Source organism: Pseudomonas sp. CP-1 (genome assembly GCF_021213715.1).
Classification (GTDB): domain Bacteria; phylum Pseudomonadota; class Gammaproteobacteria; order Pseudomonadales; family Pseudomonadaceae; genus Pseudomonas; species Pseudomonas aeruginosa.
The window spans coordinates 58,041-75,865 of sequence record NZ_JAJQKY010000008.1 but is presented as its reverse complement, the minus strand read 5'-3'; the positions used below and the strand labels follow the sequence as shown (position 1 = coordinate 75,865).

At 61.5% G+C, this 17,825-nt stretch carries 21 protein-coding genes; 2 read left to right on the top strand and 19 right to left on the bottom strand.

Translation table 11 applies throughout. The annotated features are described in order from the left end of the window. Positions 1-86: 86 nt before the first annotated feature. The 3 genes from LT948_RS17430 to LT948_RS17420 form a co-directional block, all read right to left on the bottom strand. Positions 87-548, bottom strand: a complete 462-nt coding sequence (locus LT948_RS17430; protein WP_079278485.1) for a GNAT family N-acetyltransferase — start codon at positions 546-548, stop codon at positions 87-89. A gap of 421 nt (positions 549-969) precedes the next feature. Next, positions 970-1,320 carry a type II toxin-antitoxin system RelE/ParE family toxin gene (locus tag LT948_RS17425; RefSeq protein WP_209038469.1) on the bottom strand — a complete coding sequence of 117 codons (351 nt, stop codon included), beginning with the start codon at positions 1,318-1,320 and terminating at the stop codon, positions 970-972. A 3-nt stretch (positions 1,321-1,323) separates the two neighbouring features. After that, positions 1,324-1,596, bottom strand: a complete 273-nt coding sequence (locus LT948_RS17420) for a type II toxin-antitoxin system ParD family antitoxin (protein ID WP_003086148.1) — start codon at positions 1,594-1,596, stop codon at positions 1,324-1,326. Between the two features lie 118 nt (positions 1,597-1,714). On the opposite strand from LT948_RS17420, the gene LT948_RS17415 reads away from it, so the two are divergent. Continuing rightward, positions 1,715-2,059 (top strand): hypothetical protein, encoded by a 345-nt coding sequence (locus LT948_RS17415; RefSeq protein ID WP_079278484.1) that lies wholly within the window; start codon positions 1,715-1,717, stop codon positions 2,057-2,059. A 25-nt stretch (positions 2,060-2,084) separates the two neighbouring features. Here LT948_RS17415 and LT948_RS17410 read toward each other — a convergent pair whose 3' ends face one another. The 8 genes from LT948_RS17410 to LT948_RS17375 form a co-directional block, all read right to left on the bottom strand. After that, positions 2,085-3,596: a conjugal transfer protein TraG N-terminal domain-containing protein gene (locus LT948_RS17410; RefSeq protein WP_023104928.1), complete on the bottom strand. Its 1,512-nt coding sequence runs from the start codon at positions 3,594-3,596 to the stop codon at positions 2,085-2,087. Then, positions 3,593-3,940, bottom strand: a complete 348-nt coding sequence (locus LT948_RS17405; protein ID WP_119562175.1) for a hypothetical protein — start codon at positions 3,938-3,940, stop codon at positions 3,593-3,595. The genes LT948_RS17410 and LT948_RS17405 overlap by 4 nt, the downstream gene beginning before the upstream one ends. Beyond that, positions 3,940-5,322 carry an integrating conjugative element protein gene (locus tag LT948_RS17400; RefSeq protein WP_023104926.1) on the bottom strand — a complete coding sequence of 461 codons (1,383 nt, stop codon included), beginning with the start codon at positions 5,320-5,322 and terminating at the stop codon, positions 3,940-3,942. Before LT948_RS17400 ends, LT948_RS17405 begins: the two co-directional genes overlap by 1 nt. 17 nt (positions 5,323-5,339) lie before the next feature. After that, positions 5,340-6,278, bottom strand: a complete 939-nt coding sequence (locus LT948_RS17395) for a TIGR03756 family integrating conjugative element protein (RefSeq protein WP_209038468.1) — start codon at positions 6,276-6,278, stop codon at positions 5,340-5,342. Beyond that, positions 6,278-6,709 (bottom strand): TIGR03757 family integrating conjugative element protein, encoded by a 432-nt coding sequence (locus LT948_RS17390; protein ID WP_209038467.1) that lies wholly within the window; start codon positions 6,707-6,709, stop codon positions 6,278-6,280. Before LT948_RS17390 ends, LT948_RS17395 begins: the two co-directional genes overlap by 1 nt. Before the next feature lie 137 nt (positions 6,710-6,846). Beyond that, positions 6,847-7,713 carry a methyltransferase domain-containing protein gene (locus tag LT948_RS17385; protein ID WP_023104923.1) on the bottom strand — a complete coding sequence of 289 codons (867 nt, stop codon included), beginning with the start codon at positions 7,711-7,713 and terminating at the stop codon, positions 6,847-6,849. Further along, positions 7,703-8,125 carry a DUF1641 domain-containing protein gene (locus LT948_RS17380; protein WP_023104922.1) on the bottom strand — a complete coding sequence of 141 codons (423 nt, stop codon included), beginning with the start codon at positions 8,123-8,125 and terminating at the stop codon, positions 7,703-7,705. The genes LT948_RS17385 and LT948_RS17380 overlap by 11 nt, the downstream gene beginning before the upstream one ends. 22 nt (positions 8,126-8,147) lie before the next feature. Further along, on the bottom strand, positions 8,148-9,335 hold the full coding sequence (locus tag LT948_RS17375) for an NAD(P)/FAD-dependent oxidoreductase (protein ID WP_023104921.1): 1,188 nt from the start codon (positions 9,333-9,335) through the stop codon (positions 8,148-8,150). A gap of 558 nt (positions 9,336-9,893) precedes the next feature. Here LT948_RS17375 and LT948_RS17370 point away from each other — a divergent pair. Continuing rightward, complete coding sequence (locus LT948_RS17370) at positions 9,894-10,112, top strand: hypothetical protein (RefSeq protein WP_003108468.1); 219 nt, start codon at positions 9,894-9,896, stop codon at positions 10,110-10,112. Here LT948_RS17370 and LT948_RS17365 read toward each other — a convergent pair. Genes LT948_RS17365 through LT948_RS17330 form a run of 8 tightly spaced genes read right to left on the bottom strand, consistent with a single transcriptional unit; the run spans position 10,109 to position 17,821 of the window. Further along, positions 10,109-10,768, bottom strand: a complete 660-nt coding sequence (locus tag LT948_RS17365; protein ID WP_023104920.1) for a DsbA family protein — start codon at positions 10,766-10,768, stop codon at positions 10,109-10,111. The genes LT948_RS17370 and LT948_RS17365 overlap by 4 nt on opposite strands. After that, positions 10,765-11,049 (bottom strand): hypothetical protein, encoded by a 285-nt coding sequence (locus LT948_RS17360; RefSeq protein ID WP_003086159.1) that lies wholly within the window; start codon positions 11,047-11,049, stop codon positions 10,765-10,767. Before LT948_RS17360 ends, LT948_RS17365 begins: the two co-directional genes overlap by 4 nt. Next, positions 11,046-13,988: a conjugative transfer ATPase gene (locus tag LT948_RS17355; RefSeq protein ID WP_023104919.1), complete on the bottom strand. Its 2,943-nt coding sequence runs from the start codon at positions 13,986-13,988 to the stop codon at positions 11,046-11,048. The genes LT948_RS17360 and LT948_RS17355 overlap by 4 nt, the downstream gene beginning before the upstream one ends. Then, positions 13,988-14,431, bottom strand: coding sequence for a TIGR03751 family conjugal transfer lipoprotein (locus LT948_RS17350; RefSeq protein WP_023104918.1), 444 nt, complete (start codon positions 14,429-14,431; stop codon positions 13,988-13,990). Before LT948_RS17350 ends, LT948_RS17355 begins: the two co-directional genes overlap by 1 nt. Next, positions 14,409-15,914 (bottom strand): TIGR03752 family integrating conjugative element protein, encoded by a 1,506-nt coding sequence (locus LT948_RS17345; RefSeq protein WP_003121021.1) that lies wholly within the window; start codon positions 15,912-15,914, stop codon positions 14,409-14,411. Before LT948_RS17345 ends, LT948_RS17350 begins: the two co-directional genes overlap by 23 nt. Beyond that, positions 15,898-16,782, bottom strand: a complete 885-nt coding sequence (locus tag LT948_RS17340) for a TIGR03749 family integrating conjugative element protein (RefSeq protein ID WP_209038466.1) — start codon at positions 16,780-16,782, stop codon at positions 15,898-15,900. The genes LT948_RS17345 and LT948_RS17340 overlap by 17 nt, the downstream gene beginning before the upstream one ends. Further along, the gene (locus tag LT948_RS17335) at positions 16,779-17,438 is read right to left on the bottom strand and encodes a PFL_4703 family integrating conjugative element protein (RefSeq protein WP_023104915.1); all 660 of its coding nucleotides are present in this window, start codon (positions 17,436-17,438) and stop codon (positions 16,779-16,781) included. The genes LT948_RS17340 and LT948_RS17335 overlap by 4 nt, the downstream gene beginning before the upstream one ends. Then, positions 17,435-17,821, bottom strand: a complete 387-nt coding sequence (locus tag LT948_RS17330; RefSeq protein WP_023104914.1) for a TIGR03750 family conjugal transfer protein — start codon at positions 17,819-17,821, stop codon at positions 17,435-17,437. Before LT948_RS17330 ends, LT948_RS17335 begins: the two co-directional genes overlap by 4 nt. Between the last annotated feature and the right edge of the window lie 4 nt (positions 17,822-17,825).

Here is a 17,825-nt window from a genome sequence, read left to right as displayed (position 1 = left end):
GTTACAAGCCCCATAGCAGACGCTCAGACGCAATTCACTCGCCCTACCGCCCACGACTGATAGAGCTGTAGTCTGTTTGGCAAATCTCAATAATGTTTTAACTTGATTTCAAGGATTTCATCACCGTACTCATCCTTTTCTCCTGTCGGGCTCCATCCTAGGCGTCGGTAGAAGCCATAAGAACGAACGTTGGGATCACTGGAGCAAGACAAAAATAGGCGATGAAACTCATGTTTTTTTAGTTCCTCGATCACCATCGCGAGCAGCCTTTTGCCGACTCCTTGACCTTCGTATTCAGGTAATAGGGCCAAAACGACAATTTCACCAGTGTCTCGATCTCCAAAACAATAGCCAATCATCTGCCCTTCCACAGAGGCAATGAAACCAGGGCAACTGCCATCTTGGATACCCTTGCTCCAAGATTCGACAGTAATACCGAGTTCACGCAGCTCTTCTTCTGAAAATGCATTTTCTCGCGTTAAGCCTCGGATATTTATACACAAGGCAGCGTCATCGGGCTTGGCAGGGCGATAGGTCAGGAGTGTCATAGGGTAGCACCGTAGTGAGAGTGTATTTATTATTCAGAGGGTAGGAAATATACGATGGAAGTATCCGATCCGATGTTCATTTTCTTCAAATTTTTTCGCAATGTCCATCAATTCAATATTTTTGAATGTAGTTTTGCTCCCCTTCTAATCGACACGGCCATTAGCGGGTGACCGCTTTTGGCCGGCTGCTGCCTCTCTTAATATGGCAGTTTTAATTGTTCTTGATCTTAAGCTATCAGGTCACCATGGGATGACCTGTTCGTGGGAGTAAAGCCGTAGCCTTTTCGTGTTCGCTGATGCGAACGCAGCCATTTCTGCCTTGCGGCAGGCCCTTTCGGGTAGGGCTTTTACCCTTGTGAACCATTCCCTTCGCCCTTCAAGCCCATTTCCCCTTTGGGCCATTTGCTCCTGCTACAGTCGCTCATCGCTGGGGCAGGTGTTGATCCAGATCCATGGAGTCGTGAAGCACGCGAACCACCTCGAGCACCTGGTCTGTCGCCACCCGGTAGAAGACGAAGTGCCTGGGCCGAACAACCTTACCGACGTTGGGCATCGAGCGGCAGTAAATGAGGTGGATACTGCGCAGGCCAGCTCCCACTTCTTCACGGCTGATGCTGCCTACCTGTTGTGAGTCTGTCGCAACTGTCTCCAGCGCTGCGCCGATGAGCGCCTGGTAACGTCGGCGCGCGGCATCGCCGAAGCGGTTGTGGGTGAAGCGCAGGATATCGACGATGTCCGCTTGGGCATCATGGGAGATGCGGTACTTGGCCATGCTTCAGTGGCTCGCCTGGTTGCCGAGCTCGTCGAGGTATTGGGCCAGGTCGTCGCTGGTGATCTCGTCGTACTCGCCGCGCTCCAACTGCATCAGGCCACTGGATGTTGCGTTGCGGAGGGCTTCGAGCTTGGCGCTATTCTGGGCTTCCTGTTGCAGCAGCAGGCGCAAGCCTGCCCGGATGACTTCGCTGCGATTCTGATAGCGGCCGGTCTCCACCAGCTCGTTGATATCCTGCTCCAGCGGATCGGGAAGGACGACGTTTCGAGTTGCCATGAGGTGCTCCAGTCGGCAGATAGCTAGTGGCATAATATGCCATAAGGCTTGCCAGATCATCTTTTTTGGCGTATAGGTGATAGCAGGATGCCTCCCTTTGGGAGCCAGGAGATTGATGATGAACGCGCACACCAACAAAGGTTTTGCCTCCCGGATCGGTTTTGGTCTGGGTATGCTTGTGCGTTCCTGCCTGCATGACCGCCGTCCAGCTCTACGTTGGGTTAAGCGAGTTAGCCTATTCTTGTTAGCGGCTCTTGTAGTGTCACAGAATTTTATGTGGCTTGCTGGGATATCAATGACTCTACTATGTGTCTTTCTGGTGGGATTTGCCTTGGTTAAAGGGGACATCCCCGTCTCTAAAGGGTCTCCAAGTCGAGATGTCTCAACTATGACTTCACAAGCTGAAACTGAATCTGTAGCAGAGCTGTTTGACTATCAGGCAGCACACCATTACCGGGACTAGAACCCGGTAATGGATTTATAATTTCTCAAACTGCGTTTTTAACTCTATTTCCTGCTTCCTTGCCGGCGGCTTGAACTCCTTCAGTCCCTCTGCTCAATCCGTTCAGAACAGACCCTGTTTGAATTCCGGACCAGCCGATCGCGGTCATCCACAGTAGTGGTAAAACAATGAACATAGAACCCATAACGAAGTTCAAGATCGCATCTTGAGTAGCCGTATTTAGCCCCATGACCGGGTCGAACGAAAGATGCGGTGATCCCGAACCATAGAAGGCATCAAGTATCGTACTGTCGATATATCTGGCCAACTGAAACCAGAAGTCGACGAACATCATCGCAAAGAAGACAACCGTCATCGTCATGGCAACTTTCAGTTGATAGGTGCCGATGACCAGGACCATCGGAATGCAGATGACCATTGCCATCTTCAGGAACGACATCACCATCGGCAGTGCCTGGCGGACCATGTCCATCGCCGGGAAGTAGGCCAGGCTGCCCAGCGCAACGCCGAAGGTTCCTGCGGTTCTCGCGATGCCGTTCCAGACGGTGCCGCCCACCTGCCCGCCGTAATCGGTGTAGACGTTACCCTTGACCTGGCTGGAGGGTGAGATCACCTGGCGAATGACAGCCTCGGTCACCTCGTCCTGGTTCAACCATTTCGCCCACTTGAAGAAGCTGGTCATCAGGTCCGGATCCACCTGGTCCTTGATCCGATCACGCAAGCCGATCCCTGAGTCAGCCCACCACTGCTTGCAGGTTGGGTAGCCGCCACCACCGCCCACCTGAGGCAGGCCGGCATCGCGGGTGGCGTTGTAGGGCCACGACTGACGGGGACTCTTCGAGTAGTCGGTGTCGTAGTACCCCGGGGTGTTCAACAGGAATCGGGAGCCGATCCAGTTCAGGTCTTGCAACGCCTTGTTGTCCTCGGCGACGGAGCCCAGGTCGGGTTGCCGCATGAACAGCCGCGCACGGGAAGGCCCGTAGCAGTCCCTGGAAAAATCAGCGATTTCTTGTGCCAGCAGCGGATTGTTCACGCGCGTGTTGTCCACTTCCATTCGCATCTGCCGCAGATCCGTGCCGCACGGAATGGCCGCGATGGCGCCGCTGGTGAAGCCCTTGGACAGGGCGTGCATCATCGCCCACCAGAGCGGCATCTGCGCACTCTTGCCCGCCAGGCTGCTGAAGGAGCTCGACCAGCCGGTGTCCGCCGGTGCCGGCAGATTGTATTGGCACTGCTGGGCGCGAGTCTGGTCGAACTCGATGGTGTCGAAGCTCACGTTGACGACCGGGATCCCCGCCAGGGCGACCACGATGTAGCCGACGTAGATGTGCGTCTCGATGCGGGCCAGAGACAGCACGCCCTTGTTGCCCTCGTCGGCGCCTTCCCCGCGAACTTTCAGCCATTCGCGCATCACGATGGCAGCGAAGGGCACCGCGAACAGGCCAGTATCCGAGATCATGTTCCAGATCCCGTTGTTGATGATCCAGCCGAGGAGGGTGAGGTAATACTCCAGGTAGTCATTGGTCATGAAGGTCATGCTGCGCCTCCCGTGCGGAAGTAGGCTTTGCTGAATTCGATGAGCAGCACCAGCAACAGCACCAGGATCTCGATCCGCCGAATGCGCTGCCGCTCATGCGCGCTCAGTTCCTTGCGCTGCTTGAGCCGGAACCAGGCGATGGCCAGGGCGCAGTACAGCAGCGTCCGCCAGGCGAACAAGCTCCAGTAGTTGCTTTGCCGCCAGGCCTCCAGGCCTTGGATGCCACCGAAGTGGTTCAGGGCGAAGAGGCTGAGCAGCGTACCGACCACTGCTAGTCCGATGACGATCAGCACTCCGACCAGTAGCTGGCCGAGAAGCTTTCGGGTGGTGAGCGTATCTGCCATCACGGTCTCCCTCCCGACTTGCCGCCGGCGGCAGAGGGGGCCTGCAGGCGATCGAGGCGATCAGCATCGGGCGCCGACTCGAACACGCCACTGGACCCTGAGGCGCGTTGTTGCCCGCGCTCGATGACCCGCATGGGGGAATTGCTGGCCAACTCGCGACGGAGCTCCAGTTCGGTCTTGAGATTGGAGATCTCCTGCTGCAGGAGGCTGGTCTGCTGATCGACGGCTTGGGTGGCCAGGCCGTTGGCGGCGACGTTGGGCTCCTTGGCGCCGGCGAACATCAGGCGCTGCAGTAGCAGTGCCTTGCTGAGCACGTCCATCAGGGAGACATCGGACGCCAGGCGGCGCGCCAGGACGTCCTGGTCACGCTCGTCGCGCAGCGCCTCGATGACGCCGCGGGTAATTGGCAGAGCATCGGTGCCGGCCGCAGCCAGATTCTCTGCAGTCGGTGGTTTGCTCTTCGACAGCAGTTCCTGCAGCGACTGGAGTTTCTTGTCGTAGGTCTCCTGGATCAGCGGGATGAGGCCGACGCCAGCAGCCGTCACCGTCTTCTGGCAGCCTTCGCAGGTCTGTTGCTGTTGCTCCCCCAGTACCCGGGTGGCGAATGCGGCGGCCTCCTGGGGGGAGGACCAAGTGTTGCAGACCAGGCCGTTGTTGCAAGTGGCGGAAGGCACGCTCGACGAATCATTCACCGAGCGGCTGGTCAACAGGTTGTAGCCCGCCCGGGTCACGTCGTTGACGATGCGAATGGGCTTCTGGCCGGAGCCGCCGGCCTTGTCTCCACCGACCCAGGTTACGCCATCGTTGCCGCCCTTCTTCTCCACCGCTTCGAGGGCGGATACGGCGTCTTTCCCGCCAGAGGCCAGCGTGGCTCCCAGGGCCTGGCCTTCGGCGATTTTCCCCCAGCCGGTCTGCTCGCCAGCGATGTCGGCCATCTTCTCGGCGATCGCTCTGCAAGTCCCTTTCGAGCGGTCGTAGTCAATCCGCGCCTGTAGGATGCCATTGGTGATCAGGTTGTAGAGCTGAGGGTTCGCGCGCTGGATGATCAACGCCGGCAGCGACATGACCGCGCCGGTCGCGTTCTGGATGACTGAGCCCATGATGTTCTGGAAACCCTGTGTGGCACCGTTGAGCTGGTTCTCCAAGGTGGTGCTCAGGTTCATGTTTCCGCACATCATGTCGTTGTTCCAGCCGAAGCCGACGCCGATTGAGTCCATCTGGCCGGCGCTGCCCATGCTCACCGCACTGCCGCCGCCAATGCTGTAGAGGACCTCGTCGCTGAGCACCGTGCCGGTCTTGGACACGTTGATCGGGTCGTCGGCCTGGGCAAGTTGCGCTGCGAGCAGCCACGTCAGTGCGACCGAGGTGATGTTCATTCGCATGATTCGTCTCCGTGTCCTTATTGGAAGTCGGTACTGCCGAGGAAGATCTGCCCCTTGCGCTGGCAGCAGGAGTAGGGTCGCCAGAGCGCCCAGGCGTAATCGCCGTCGACGGCTTGCGTCTTCGGCCCTGAGTTGGGAAACACCGCGCAGTTGAGGCTCAGGGATGGGGTCAGCTCCTGCCATTTCCCGGTCGAGGCATCGCCTTCTTTCAGCTCGCCCGCCGGCCAGTAGCCGTCCTTGGGGGCTGCGCGCATGGGGAGGTAGACGTGGAGTTGGCCGATTCGCGTGGTGATGTCGCCGGCGCGCTGGGCGATGACGGCTGCCGTCTTGTAGTCGTCGGTCTGGTGCAGGAATCCGCTGCGCGGATAGAGGTTCCCCCACATGTCGCCGGAGAAGATTCCACCCACCTCGCGCAGCCCTGGGACCAACGCTTCGGGGTACACCTGCTCGGGAATTCCATGCCGCCAGCCAATGGCGTCCAGTGTGCTGAGGAAGTACGGCACCAGCGGGAAGGTGGCGCCAGGGCAAACGTACCCAGAGGCGCTGGCGAACCGGCTGAACGTGGCCCCGCCAGGATGGCCGATCACATCCGCTTCCTTGAAGCGGCCGATGCTGTTCTCGGCCTTGTAGTTGGTGGTCGCGTCATTGCCGGCCTGAGCGAGTGGACTCGGTGTGCCTAGCGCCGACACCTCGGTCCAGGGGTTGCTCCCGGTATTCGCGTAGCTGGAGACGACTGCGTCAGGCACGTAGTGGCGGACCTTGACCGACGTCTTCACCTTGCAGCCATGTGGGCCGCAGAGCAGCCAGTAGCAGATCCCGACGACCTTGTATTCGAGGCACTGAGGGGAAAGGGTGGAGGAGACGATGGCGGCGCTGTTGATCGCGGCCGAGGCCGTGAACGAGAGGCTGAAGGTGGCGACCGCCGCTGCCAGGCGGCGGAGGTTGTGGCTGGTCATCAGCGCGACCTCCTGGCCTTGGCGATCAGCTCAAGCGCGCGCGAAAAATCCGGTTCGCCGTAGACCACGTACTGCCTGTCGACTACTACGGCAGGGATCTTCTCGACACCGAGACTCCACGCATCGGCGACGTCTTGTTGTGCCTTGACCAGCTCTGCCTGCAGGCGGCGCCCATCGGGGCTTTGTAGCAATCGCTTAAACGCCGCTTGAGCATGCTGTGGATCCTGGGGCAAGGCGGCAGTCAGTTGCTCCTCGAGGTGTTCCTGGGCATCCAGAAACAGAACGCGCGACGATCCGGTGGCAGAGACCGGATGAGCCTTGTCGGTGATGACCCAGGTTTCGGCCTGGCTCGCGCCGCTCAGCAGTACCAGTAGTAAGCCAACGGCCAGCGTTTGTGGCCGCCAGCCAGGGGGAGAGTGATGAAGGGGCATGGGTCTGTACCGGTTCGAGGAAGGTACAGACAGGAGACAGGATCGCTTCCGATGGGGCAGCAGGAAATCATCAGTGCGACGACGGAGTATTTTTCTAGCGGATTTTCGGTTGTTTGCTTAGTTCTGTACGCCAGGGGTTAAGCTTCATCCTTAGGGCGGAAGTTTGCCCGAGTCTTCAGTGGCGCAAGGCTGGCGACGATGAACACGCGACGAAACGGGAACAGCGTTCGTCCATCTAGCTCCCGTGGGTAGTAACGGTGCAGCAGTTCCAGGTAACGGTCGAGGAAACGCCGCCGGGCCTCCTCGTCCAACTCGCCGAGCACCGGACGCAGGGCTGACACCTTCACCCAGTCGAAGATCGGGTCGTTACCATCCACCACCTGCAGGTGCTCGGTCTCCCAGATATCTACCTCTGCGCAGAGCGGTGCCAGCAGGCGGTAGTAGTTGTCTAAGGACAGCACATTGCGTTGTTGCATCAGGTAGCGCAGCGCTGGGCTGCCGAGTGGAGAGCCAGCGGGACCGGCGCTGTCCAGCGCGTCGAGCATCAGGCGATACCAGGATGCATCGCGCCAGTTCGGCATGTGCGCCGCCAGGCAGCCGCTGGGGCTCAACTGCCCGAGCAGGCGCGGAAGCAGGCTTCCGTGGCGTTCGATGAAATGTAGCACCGCCGCTGCGAATATCAGGCTGCCCGGACTCTCGGCACACCAGTGCTGCAGGTTTGCACGTTCCCAGGATGCCTTGATCGGCAAACGCGCCGCCTCTGCGAGCATCTCCGCGGAACTGTCCACGCCGTGCAACTCGGCATCCGGCCAGCGGCGGGCGAGCAATTCGGTGGCGATGCCGGTGCCACAGCCGAGGTCATAAATCCGCTGGGGGGCGTGCATCTCGATATGATCGAGCAGCTCGACCACCGGCCGCTGGCGTAGCCGGGCAAACTGCATGTAGGCGGAAGGATCCCAGTGTGTCTCGGTGTTCGCACGGCTGAGCTGGTCGTCACGCACCATGGGTGATCTCCTGCTCGGCGGCAAGCTGGCGCCCCAGGCTGCGCAAGGTCCCCAGGGCTAGCGCCAGGCCGCGTCGGGTATCGGCATCGCGCAACAGCCGCAATAGGTCTTTAAGGTTCGGCGCTTGCTCACGCAGCACCTCGGCCTTGGCCACGCGCACTGCGTTGCCGACGGACCAGCCGACATTGGTGGCCTGCTCGAAGAGCGATGCCAGCCTGTCCACCATGGCCGGGTCGAGCAGGTCGATGAGATCCGAAAGTAGCGAGAGCAGGTCGACCAGGTTGTCCAGGCGGTGGCCCTCGATTAGTGGCTGCAGCTTGTCGAGCAGGGCCTGCAGGCCCTCCCGGGTCTGCTGGGGGAACAGGGGAATATCGGCCTGCGCCGCGTCGCGAGGCTGCTGATGGCTATCCATGTCGGCTCCTCCCCGTGTGGGGTCAAAGCATTCCGCGAGCGACCGCCCAGTACAGCCCGCGATTGAAACCCTGGCGCAACAGACCGCCAAGCTTGGTTGGCGGGGTCGGCTGGACGTCGTGCCTGTAGTCGTACCATAGCGGCATGCCGGTGTTCAGGCCCATCTGTGCGACGGCCTGAACCCGTCCGTCGTAGGTTGCGCAAGGGCTGCCGAGGCGGATCTCAGCGGCGATGTTGCTGGCGATCACCGGCGCCTGGTTGTGGCAGGCGCCTCCGGCCTTGCTCACCGGTAGATCGACGGTATCGCCCAGGGTATACACCCGCTCGGTACCATACACCTGCAAGGTTTCATGGTTCGTCGGCAACCAGCCTTCGTCGGCGGCGGATTGCGACAGGCCACACTCCCTGACGACATCCACTGCGCGAATCGGCGGCGTCGCCATGAGCAGGTCGAAGGGCTGCTCATCGCCCTCTTCGGAATAGGCGATGCGCCGCTCGGGGTCGACCCTGGCCAAGGTGAAACCACGCTGGAAACGAATGCCACGCTGCTCGAATAGACTCGGCAGGATCTCGCAGGTTGGCCGTTGCAGGAACAGGCAGTTGCGTAGCAGCTGGGCAGTGGTGGGATAGGTGTAGACGATCTCCACACGTTCGCGGACGCCCCGACGGCGCAGATAGTCATCGAGCATCAGGGTGGTCTCCACAGGCGCGATCCCGCACTGGTGGGGCACGTTCGGTGTTTTCGGGAAACTCACCGTGATGAAAATCCGGCCCGATTCCAGGTTGGCAAGGCGCTCCGCCAGCCGGCGCGCCGGCTGGTACTGGTAGAAGTGCTCGCCGGCTTCCTTCAGGCCTTCAATCCGCTCGGGAGCCGGCACGCAGCCAGTGGCAATGACCAGATAGTCGTAGCCGTGCCGCTTGCCACTGCGGGTATGCAGTTCTTGGCGAGCGAAATCGAAGCGGACCACCTGGTCGACTCGGAACTCCACTTCGGGGCGCAACAGCGAACGTTCCGGTCGCTTCAGATCTTCCAGGAAGAACTGCTGAAAGGCGACGTACATGAACGCCGGCTTGTAGTAGTGATCGGGCGAATCCGATAGCAGCATCACCTGCACTCTGCCGCTGAGGACCTCAGCGTAGAGCCTGGCCACGAGAAGGTTGGCGAGCATGGTGCCACCTACTCCGCCGCCGACGATGATAACTCGGTCCATGATCCCCTGCTCTTGTGTGATTACTGCAAATACCTATAGCCCAGAGCCAGGAGTTGATGAGGAGGATTTACTGTGAAACTTAGTAGGTATGGCGGAAAAATCTGCGCTGTGTTGGAAGGTTACCGCTGAAATGCCGGGGATCCTGGGACAAGGCCGCAGTCAGTTGTTTCTCGAGGTGTTCCAGGGGCGTCCCGAAGCGGAACGCGCGATGATCCGGTGGCAGAGACCGGATGAGCCTTGTCGGTGATGACCCAGGTTTCGGCCTGGCTCGCACCGCTCAGCAGTACCAGTAGTACGCCAACGGCCAGCGTTTGTGGCCGCCGGCCAGGGGGGGAGTGATGAAGAGGCATGGGTCTGTACCGGTTCTAGAAAGGTACAGACAGCAGACAGGATCACTTCCGATAGGGCAGCAGGAAATCATCAACTCGTAGGTGGTGTATTTTTTCGAGCCGTGATCGAGCGCTGCCACGTACATAAGTAGGGGTGACGCCTGCATGTCCTGGGTAGCATAATTCCTGTATGTAGCTGGCTAATTGATATTAAGGAGTGGTCGAAGTCATGGAGCGCTTGCTCGAGAGCATTTACATCAATGCTCGGCCGGCAATGGAGTTGAGGCTTAGCCTCACCAGCTCCGGCCGCAAGAGAATGGTAAAGATTGTGGATGGGGAGGAGGTCGAGGTTCTGCCAGGTGAAGTGCAGGGCATCCTGGAGGCCCAAAAGAGGGATGTTGGAATCCTCGCCGATTTCTTAGCCAAGAGTCTCTTGGCGCGACGCTAGAGATCCTTGGCTAGCCAGTCTATCGCCGACAGCAACGTGGTCTCGTCGGCCATGCCTTCAAGCTTCACGCTTCGTCCCGTCTGGTTGTCCCGGATGACGAGGGTCGGGGTCGCTGTAATGCCCTTCGACCGTGCAATGTCGATGTCCAACTTGATATCTGAGTCAATAAGTTCGTTGTCTTTCGCACATTTCTCCAGTCGAGCCTGGTTCAGTTCAGGAAAGTCCAATGTGCCGCCAGCCAGCCCGCCCCCGTTGCCGGCCGACTGAGCGAAGATCGCATCGATAGCGCTCCAGAAGGCTTTGGCGCCGCCTTGGATCCCCGCGCACTCCACCAGGCGAGCCTGATGGCGGGCCGCCTCGCCATGCATCTGCAGGGGAAGATGCCGCCAAACCAGGTTCACGTCCGGATGGCTGTCTACCCAGCGCTTAAGCCGCGGGGTGTAGACCTTGCAGAAGGGGCACTCCAGGTCGGCGTATTCATTGATCGTCCAGCGCGCTTTCGCATCGCCGTAGAGGCTGTGGTTGGCTGGCAGCCCCTTCACCAGAAGCTCGACCCCTATGGCGGATGCAGCCAGCAAGACCAGCAGCAGCCCCGCCCAGGGCAGGGCGGGACCTTGAAATCGTTTCGCTGCCCAGCCGCCCTTCAACAGTCTCACGCTTGCCTCCGCTGTAGGATTTCCGCACGGTCCACGGCCTCGATGAGCGCCTGTTGGGCCGTATCAGGCTGTGGATGCTGTTGCAGCCATTCATCCAGGAGCTGCTTTATCTGCGGGACTATGTCCCGGCGATCGACCGCCCTCAGTTGAATCTGCTGCAGCTCCTCGATCAGTACAGGAGCGCATATCCTGAGCGTCTGCAGGGCATCTTCTTCGGGGTTCTGCAGGATCTGGGTCAGGTTGTCGATCAGGTTCTGGGTCAGCGAATTCAGAGCTCTCATTCGTCCTGGCACTCCACTGCCGGTTGGTCTGGGAAAACAATGGGGAAGGGTGGCAGGCCGCGCGCCTGGTCGAGATCCGCTGCGACCTGCAAGGCCGCCTCGAGCTCGTCGCAGCCGGTGGCTTGCATGATGTTGTAGCGCTGGTTCTTTTCTTCGTTTTCGGTCATGGCCAGAGCCAGGTAGAGACTCGGGGGAACCACGCGGAAGAGGTACTCCTTGCCCTTGGCCAGGAGCACGCCCTCGGTGAACTTGCCGCTTTCCTTGCGGGCCGAGAGCATCATCGACTTCTGCGCCGGCGACAGCTCGCGGAACCTGGAGATCTTCTCTACCTCGTCGGGGGGCATGTTCAGGCACAACCACCACTCGATCATGTTCAGCATCGGCGCCCCGGAGGCTGGGATGTCGTCGATGTTCTGGGTGGCGAGCCAGAACCAGGCGCCCAGTTTCCGCCACATCTTGGTGATCTTCATGGCGTAGGGCAGCAGCAGCGGGTGCTTGGTGATGATGTGCCCCTCATCGGTGATCTTGACGATGGGCCGGCCCTTGAATTGGTCGCGTTCGGCGATGTTGTTTACGGTGTTCAGCAGCGAGATGTAGGCGATCCCGAGCTGGGCGGCGTAGCCTTCGCGCGCGTAAGTCGCGAAATCCACCACGGTGAGATCGGCTTCAGGCCAGGGCGTGCCTTCGCGATTGAACATCTCGCCGTCGGCACCCATGCAGAACATCTGCATGGCTTCCGCCATTTCGGCCAGGCGCGCGCGCCGTTCTGGCGCGGTGCCATCGCTCCTGGAGGCCTCGTAGAGCGCATCGCGCACGTCCTGGGTCAGTACCGTGCGGTTCGCGGCGGCGCAGGTCCTGGCCGCCGCCAGGATCGCCTGGCGGACGGCGCTGCGATCGGCACGGGTCAGGCGCGCGTCTTCCTTCTCTTCGCCGCCGGTAATCATCAGGCGGGCGACGATCTCCATCTCGCCCAGGATGTCTCGCTGGTCGTCCTCGAGGTCGGCCTTGCTGCCCTGGACCGAGTCCGAGGCCTCGATGTCTTCGGCGTCCAGGACCTTCACTTGGTCGGGGCTCTCGACCAGCTTGATGGCGTCCGCGAACGGTGCCAGGCTGACGCCGGAGCCCGGGGCGAGGCGGACCCGGTGGACCGAGAGGCCAAACCGCTTGGCGAAGTCGGCCAGCAGGCCGAAGCTGTTGCCCGCTTCCGCGACGAACATCCGCGGCAGGTACATGGCGAGCATCTGGCAGATGAGGTTGGTCAGGGACGCCGACTTGCCGGAGCCAGTTGGCCCGAAGATGAAGCCGTGGGCATTCATCTGCCGGTCCAGCTTGTTGAACGGGTCGAAGGTCAAGGGTGCGCCGCCACGGTTGAACAGCGTGAAGCCAGGGTGTCCGGTACCGGTGGTACGCCCCCAGATGGGGGACAGGTTGGCGATGTGCTGCGCGAACATCATCTGGGTGTACCACTCCAGCGCTCGCTTCTCGTTCGGATCGAAATTGCAGGGCAGCCAGCGCAGGTAGCTGTTCAGCGGTCCCACTTCGTTCTGCGGTTCAACCGGCACCAGGCCGGCGCCGAGCAGCACGTTGCTCAGGGTGATGCAGCGCTCCTCCAACTGGGTATGGTCGCGGCCGCGCACGAACAGAGCGATCGAACCGCGATAGAGCTTGTGCTCCCGGCCGATCAGGCGGCGAACGGTGGCCACGTCCTCGCGGGTGTGGATCGAGGCCTGGGTGTCACCAACGGCCTTTTTCGAGAGCTGCTGCAGATGCCCTTCCAGCATGTCCTGCGGCGTCACCACCATGGTGATACACAGCAGCGTGTCCTCGGGCATGCGATCGAACAGGGCGTTGAGGCCATCGCCTTTGAGCGTCTCGCCGGTGAAGTGGCCTGTTAGCGGCGCCTTGTTCAACTGGTCGACCACGATCACACGGTGCGGCATGGCATCGAAGAGCCATACGCCCTGGGTGGCATCGGAAACAGGCTGCCGATAGAACAGGTTCTGGGAGAAGTCGGTGCCGTCGGCCAGTGGCAACTCGTCCTGCAGGATCGGTTCGTCCGGTCGGCACACCAACTCGTAGAAGCGACGTAGGTCCGCATCGGTCTTGCCGAGATGATCCGGGTGCGGGTTGAACCAGCGGATCAACCAGTTCCTGACGTCCTGGCCGCCCATGCGCGAAGCGACGATGCCGGCGTTCGCCAGGCCGCCTTGGATACGCTCGCAGATGGATTTCAGATATGCCGCCGGGTCCTGTCCGCGAATCTGCGCATCCGCCTTGCGGATCCGGCGGTAGACGACCATCCGCACGCGGCGCTGCTGTCCTCGCCAGGGAAGCTTGCTGACGGCGGTGTCGACGAACAGTCCGCCCGGCTTCGAAATTCCCTCCAGGTGATGCTTCATGAGCGCCAGGTACATCTCGCTGAAGGCCGATCCTCGCGCTCGTGGATGGACGTACTGCCTCAACTGCTCCTGGAAATTGTCCCAGCTGATCTCGTCCTGGGCGTAGAACTGGATGATCCAGGGCGAGGTTTCGTGCTCGTCGAAGGAGTTCTGCAGGGCTTCCTTTAGTGCGTCCCGGGCGTTCTGCATCCAATTGGGGTCGCGACCCTCGGTGCCCAAGGGCACCAGCTCGAAGAAGACGGCACGCGAACGTCCATCTTCCAGGAGCATCACCTGTTCGTCGGGCAGGTACTCGGCCCAGGGCAGCAGGTCGACGAACGATGGGTCGTGATCGTAGAGGCGTGACGCTTCAGCCTGCGTGGCGCCATTCTTGCTCCCGGTGTTGGGTAAAGGGATACCCATGGCGGCCAGTCGCGCCAGATAGCGCTCAGTCGCTTCTTCCACGGCCGCTACGTCCAGCGCTCCTGAATCTTCGGGAGCGTCTGCCGGTACCGACTGAGGCTGTGTGCGACCGCGCAGAAGGGTTTGAAAAAGGCCCATCAGTAGTCCTCCGTGCGCTCGCCCGGCATGGCGTACTGGACTCGCTGGTAGAAGGGGAGCACGGTGGTATAGCCCGGTACCGGGGCGGGATCGCTGCCGGCTAGGTGCGGGAACACATACATGACCAGGTCGGGATTGGGCAGTCGTTTGAACTGGCTGTGGATCTCGTTGCTGGCCGTGCGGGTGTAGTCGGCCTGGTCGTTCGCGGAGGCAACCTGCTGCGGATCGATCGGGCGCCGCAGCGTTTGCCTGGCATCGAGGAGTAGCCGGCCACGGCTGTTGCCTATCGAGCTGGTTGCACCTTGTTCCCAGACGTCGAGCATGTTGGCCTCGCCGTGGGGCAGCATCTCCTCCTTGCTGGTGGAGCACGCTGCCAGGGTTAGCGCGCAGGCCAGGCCGGCGCAGAGACGAAAAAGGGGGTTAGTCCAGGTCTGCTGTTGCATGAGCGGCTCCAGAGCTGTAGTCGACCTTGCGGCCCTTGAGTTCGTAGTCGATCGCCAGTTGCTGATCGAGATGCACGGCGACCCGTGCGCCAGGTTGCACGTAGACGGCGGCGAAGGCCTCGCCGTACAGCTTGTTCATCCACTGCCGGATGTCGCTGACGCCGCCGGAGAGGATGCTGTTGAGGGCCGAGTTGCTGTTGGTTCCGGTCGTCCCGAAGCTGGTGCCGTTGCCGCTGAAGACGGTACTGGTGTTGTTCTCGTCGGCGTCCAGGAGCTTGGCGATGCCGGCCCCGGCAGCCGTGAGTAGGCTCTGATTGCCCAGGTACTCCTTGGCATTGGATCGGCGATCACCGGCGATGCATGGGATGCCGTAGGGGTCGCTGATCCAGCCGAGGCCGCCCTGGATGGTTTTCTGGTCGGCGCTGGCGGTCTGGTTGTTGTTGCTCTGGTTGTCATTCACCTCCTCGGCCGGCGCCGGGAAGGTGCGCACGGTCCCGTCGTTGAACACGAACGTGAGGCTGCGGATCTGCCCACGCACGCAGGAGAGTGTCCAGTCGCCCGAGGCGGTCCCGCTGGCTACCGCGCCGGCGACGTCCGGCAGCTCGATGCCGTTGGCGGTGAGGTTGTCCGGGCCGATGAGGATTTTGAACGGGTAAGGATCATTGACCGTCCCGTCGACCGGCACACGACCGATCAGCGCAGACATGGCCACCGAGCCCATGAGCGTCGAGTTCTGCGGCAGCGTGTAGGTCTTGCGGACGAGCTTGCGGTTTTCCAGGTCGGATCGCTGTTGGCCGACGGGGTGCAGCCCGTCATCGATCCGCTCCAGCGCGTTCTGGCCGCGATCGACCGCGTTGCCGAAGGAGGTCGGGAAGCTGAATCCGCTCGGTTGGGTGGTGGAGCCGGCGGCCAGCGGCTGGCCATTGGCATCGACCGCGCGGGCGTCCTGGGGCTCGATCCAGACGATGTCCGATGACGACGAGCCCGCTCCCTGAAAGTGCTGGCCATCCTCTGGTCGCACGCCGAATCCTACGGGCAGGTCGGTGTCGCCGGCCTCGGGAATGTGGGTTAAGTTCTCGAGCCGTTTCTGTACCTGGTCCAGGATCGTCTGGCTACGGTTCTCCTGCTGTTGCTGCAGCTCCTGGGCGGTGTTGTTGAGCTTCTGCTCTATGTTCTGATCGATGTTGCGCAGGCGGCCCTGCAGGTTCTCATTGGCGGCTTTGAGCGAGTCATTCTCCTGGATCACCTTGCTGATCTGGTCCTTGAGCTGCCGGCTTTCTGCCACGATGGTGCGTAGTGTGTCGGCGGGCGTGTCGCCGTCGATGCCCAGGGTTGCCGCTTCTTCCGACGTTACCGTCGGGGTTGCGGCGCCTTGTGACTGCGCACTTTCCTTCTTGCCCATCATGCTCACGCCGATCAGGATGGCGCCGATCACGACGGGGACGACCAGCAATTTCAGGAGGGGATTACCGGTCAGCGCCACGACGGCCTCCTTTGGGATCGATCTGGCTGATGGAGGAGGGCAGGAGCGCGTCAGCAAGGCCGCGGCCGCGCGTCACCAGATACACGGTAGTGGTGTCGGAAGCGTCGCCCCGGGCCCCCAAGTACGGGTGCTGGAAGGTTGCGGCGATGAAATTGCCCATCAGGTCCCTGGGATCCAGGGCCAGGTGCTGGGCGCTGGCGTTCTGCAGCTTCACCGCCGTGACGTAGTAGTCGTCCAGCCGCCAGGCGCCCAAGGCGGTAGCCGTGATGGGCAGACTGGGGAGCAGGGTGGTCAGGTCGAGCTGTCGCTTGACGCGCACCTGACCGACACCATCCACCGGTTCCACCGTGCGAAGCGGGGCATAGAGCATCTGCGCCGCATAGCGCGTCAGAACCACGGGGACGGGCGTTTCGCGCGGCACGGCCTTCGGTGCTTCTGCCTGCTCGGTCTGTTTCGCTGCTGCCGATGGCTGGGCTTCCCGGGACTGGCCATAGTGCGGAGCCACGGGCTCGCCGGCGACGATCCTGACCGGCTCGCGCGGCTGTTGGTCGGCCGCTGCCTCGGTGGCGGCGATATCGATGAGCATCTGCTCGCCATTGGTCGCGTCTTGCAGACGCAGTCGCGCCGGAGGAATCGGCTCGTTGGCGAGCAGGTAGAGCGCGCCGCCGGTACTCTGGACGCGCAACTTGCCCTGCAGGTCCCGAGGAACGCCGACTCGCACGTTCCTGTCGACAAAGACAATGCGTTCCTGGCCGACCGTCAACGGAATGGCCAGCGGAATGCGCTCCCAGCGCAGAATCTCCACCGCTTGTGCCAGTGCGGGTAGGGCAAGCATCAGCAAGAGCGTGGCTGTCGACTTCCGGATCATAGACCTCCCTCCCGCTTGGTGGGGGCGGCCGGCTCCTCGAGTTCGATACGTTGAGGCGTGTCGGAGTAGCAGTCCCACTGCAGGCCGAAGGGATTGGTCTCCGGGTCGACATCGGCGCGGATGACGTGCAATGGGTAGCGGGCCAGCGCCCGCTTGATCTTCTCGCCGGCGTAATACTCCGTGCTGTCCATGTCCAGGTTGACGGTCCAGTCATTGATCGAGTGTTGGATCACGCGGCCATCGTTCTCGCCAATGCCCCGACCGGGGATTTCCGAGGTGGTGCGCTCGCGCCCCCTGAGCTCGCCGGCGTTACGACGAAACTCGAAGTCCTTCTCCAGGAAGACTTTGCAGGAAGGCGTCAGGTAGGCGGCGTAGCGGAACAGGTTGCTCTTGTAGTCCACCTCGCCGTCCTTGGGCCAACGCTGTACCTGCTGGAAGATGTAGAGGCCGAACGCATAGACACTCTCCGGCGGAATGTCCCACCACAACCGGGTGCTCCCTGAACGCAAGTCGGGCGGAATGTGGATCCAGAGGTCCTTGCGGGCTTCCCAGAGGCAGTAGGCCAGCACCACGATGACCATGCACAGGAAGCCGGTGATGAACCGGAACGTGTTGATGTGAGCCTGCTGTTGCGCGGTGTGTTTTCTGAAACTCATGGGGACTCCGTGCGTCGACTGGTCCAGGCGCCGGAGCGTGTCACCAGGCGACGGTTGCCGAAGGCGGGAAAGCGCAGCGAGAGGGCCATCTCCACCTGGCGGTAGAACCAGGTATCGGGCCGCCCCCGCTTCATCCGCCGCAGGACGCGGCTGCCGATACCCAGGCCGAGGGCGCCTACCAGTAGCGCGCCCAGTGGAATGCAGGCAGCGTTACCTGCGACCAAGGCAGCCGGGATGCCAAGAACGAACCCGGCTGCGCCGCTGGTGAAGACCGTGATCCACATTTCGTCTGCGGTCAGGCCGCCGATGACCACCGGTTGCCGGTTCAAACGGGTCGGCAGGAAGCTGAGGGTCCCATCCTGGAACAGATGTTCTTCGGGCATGGGA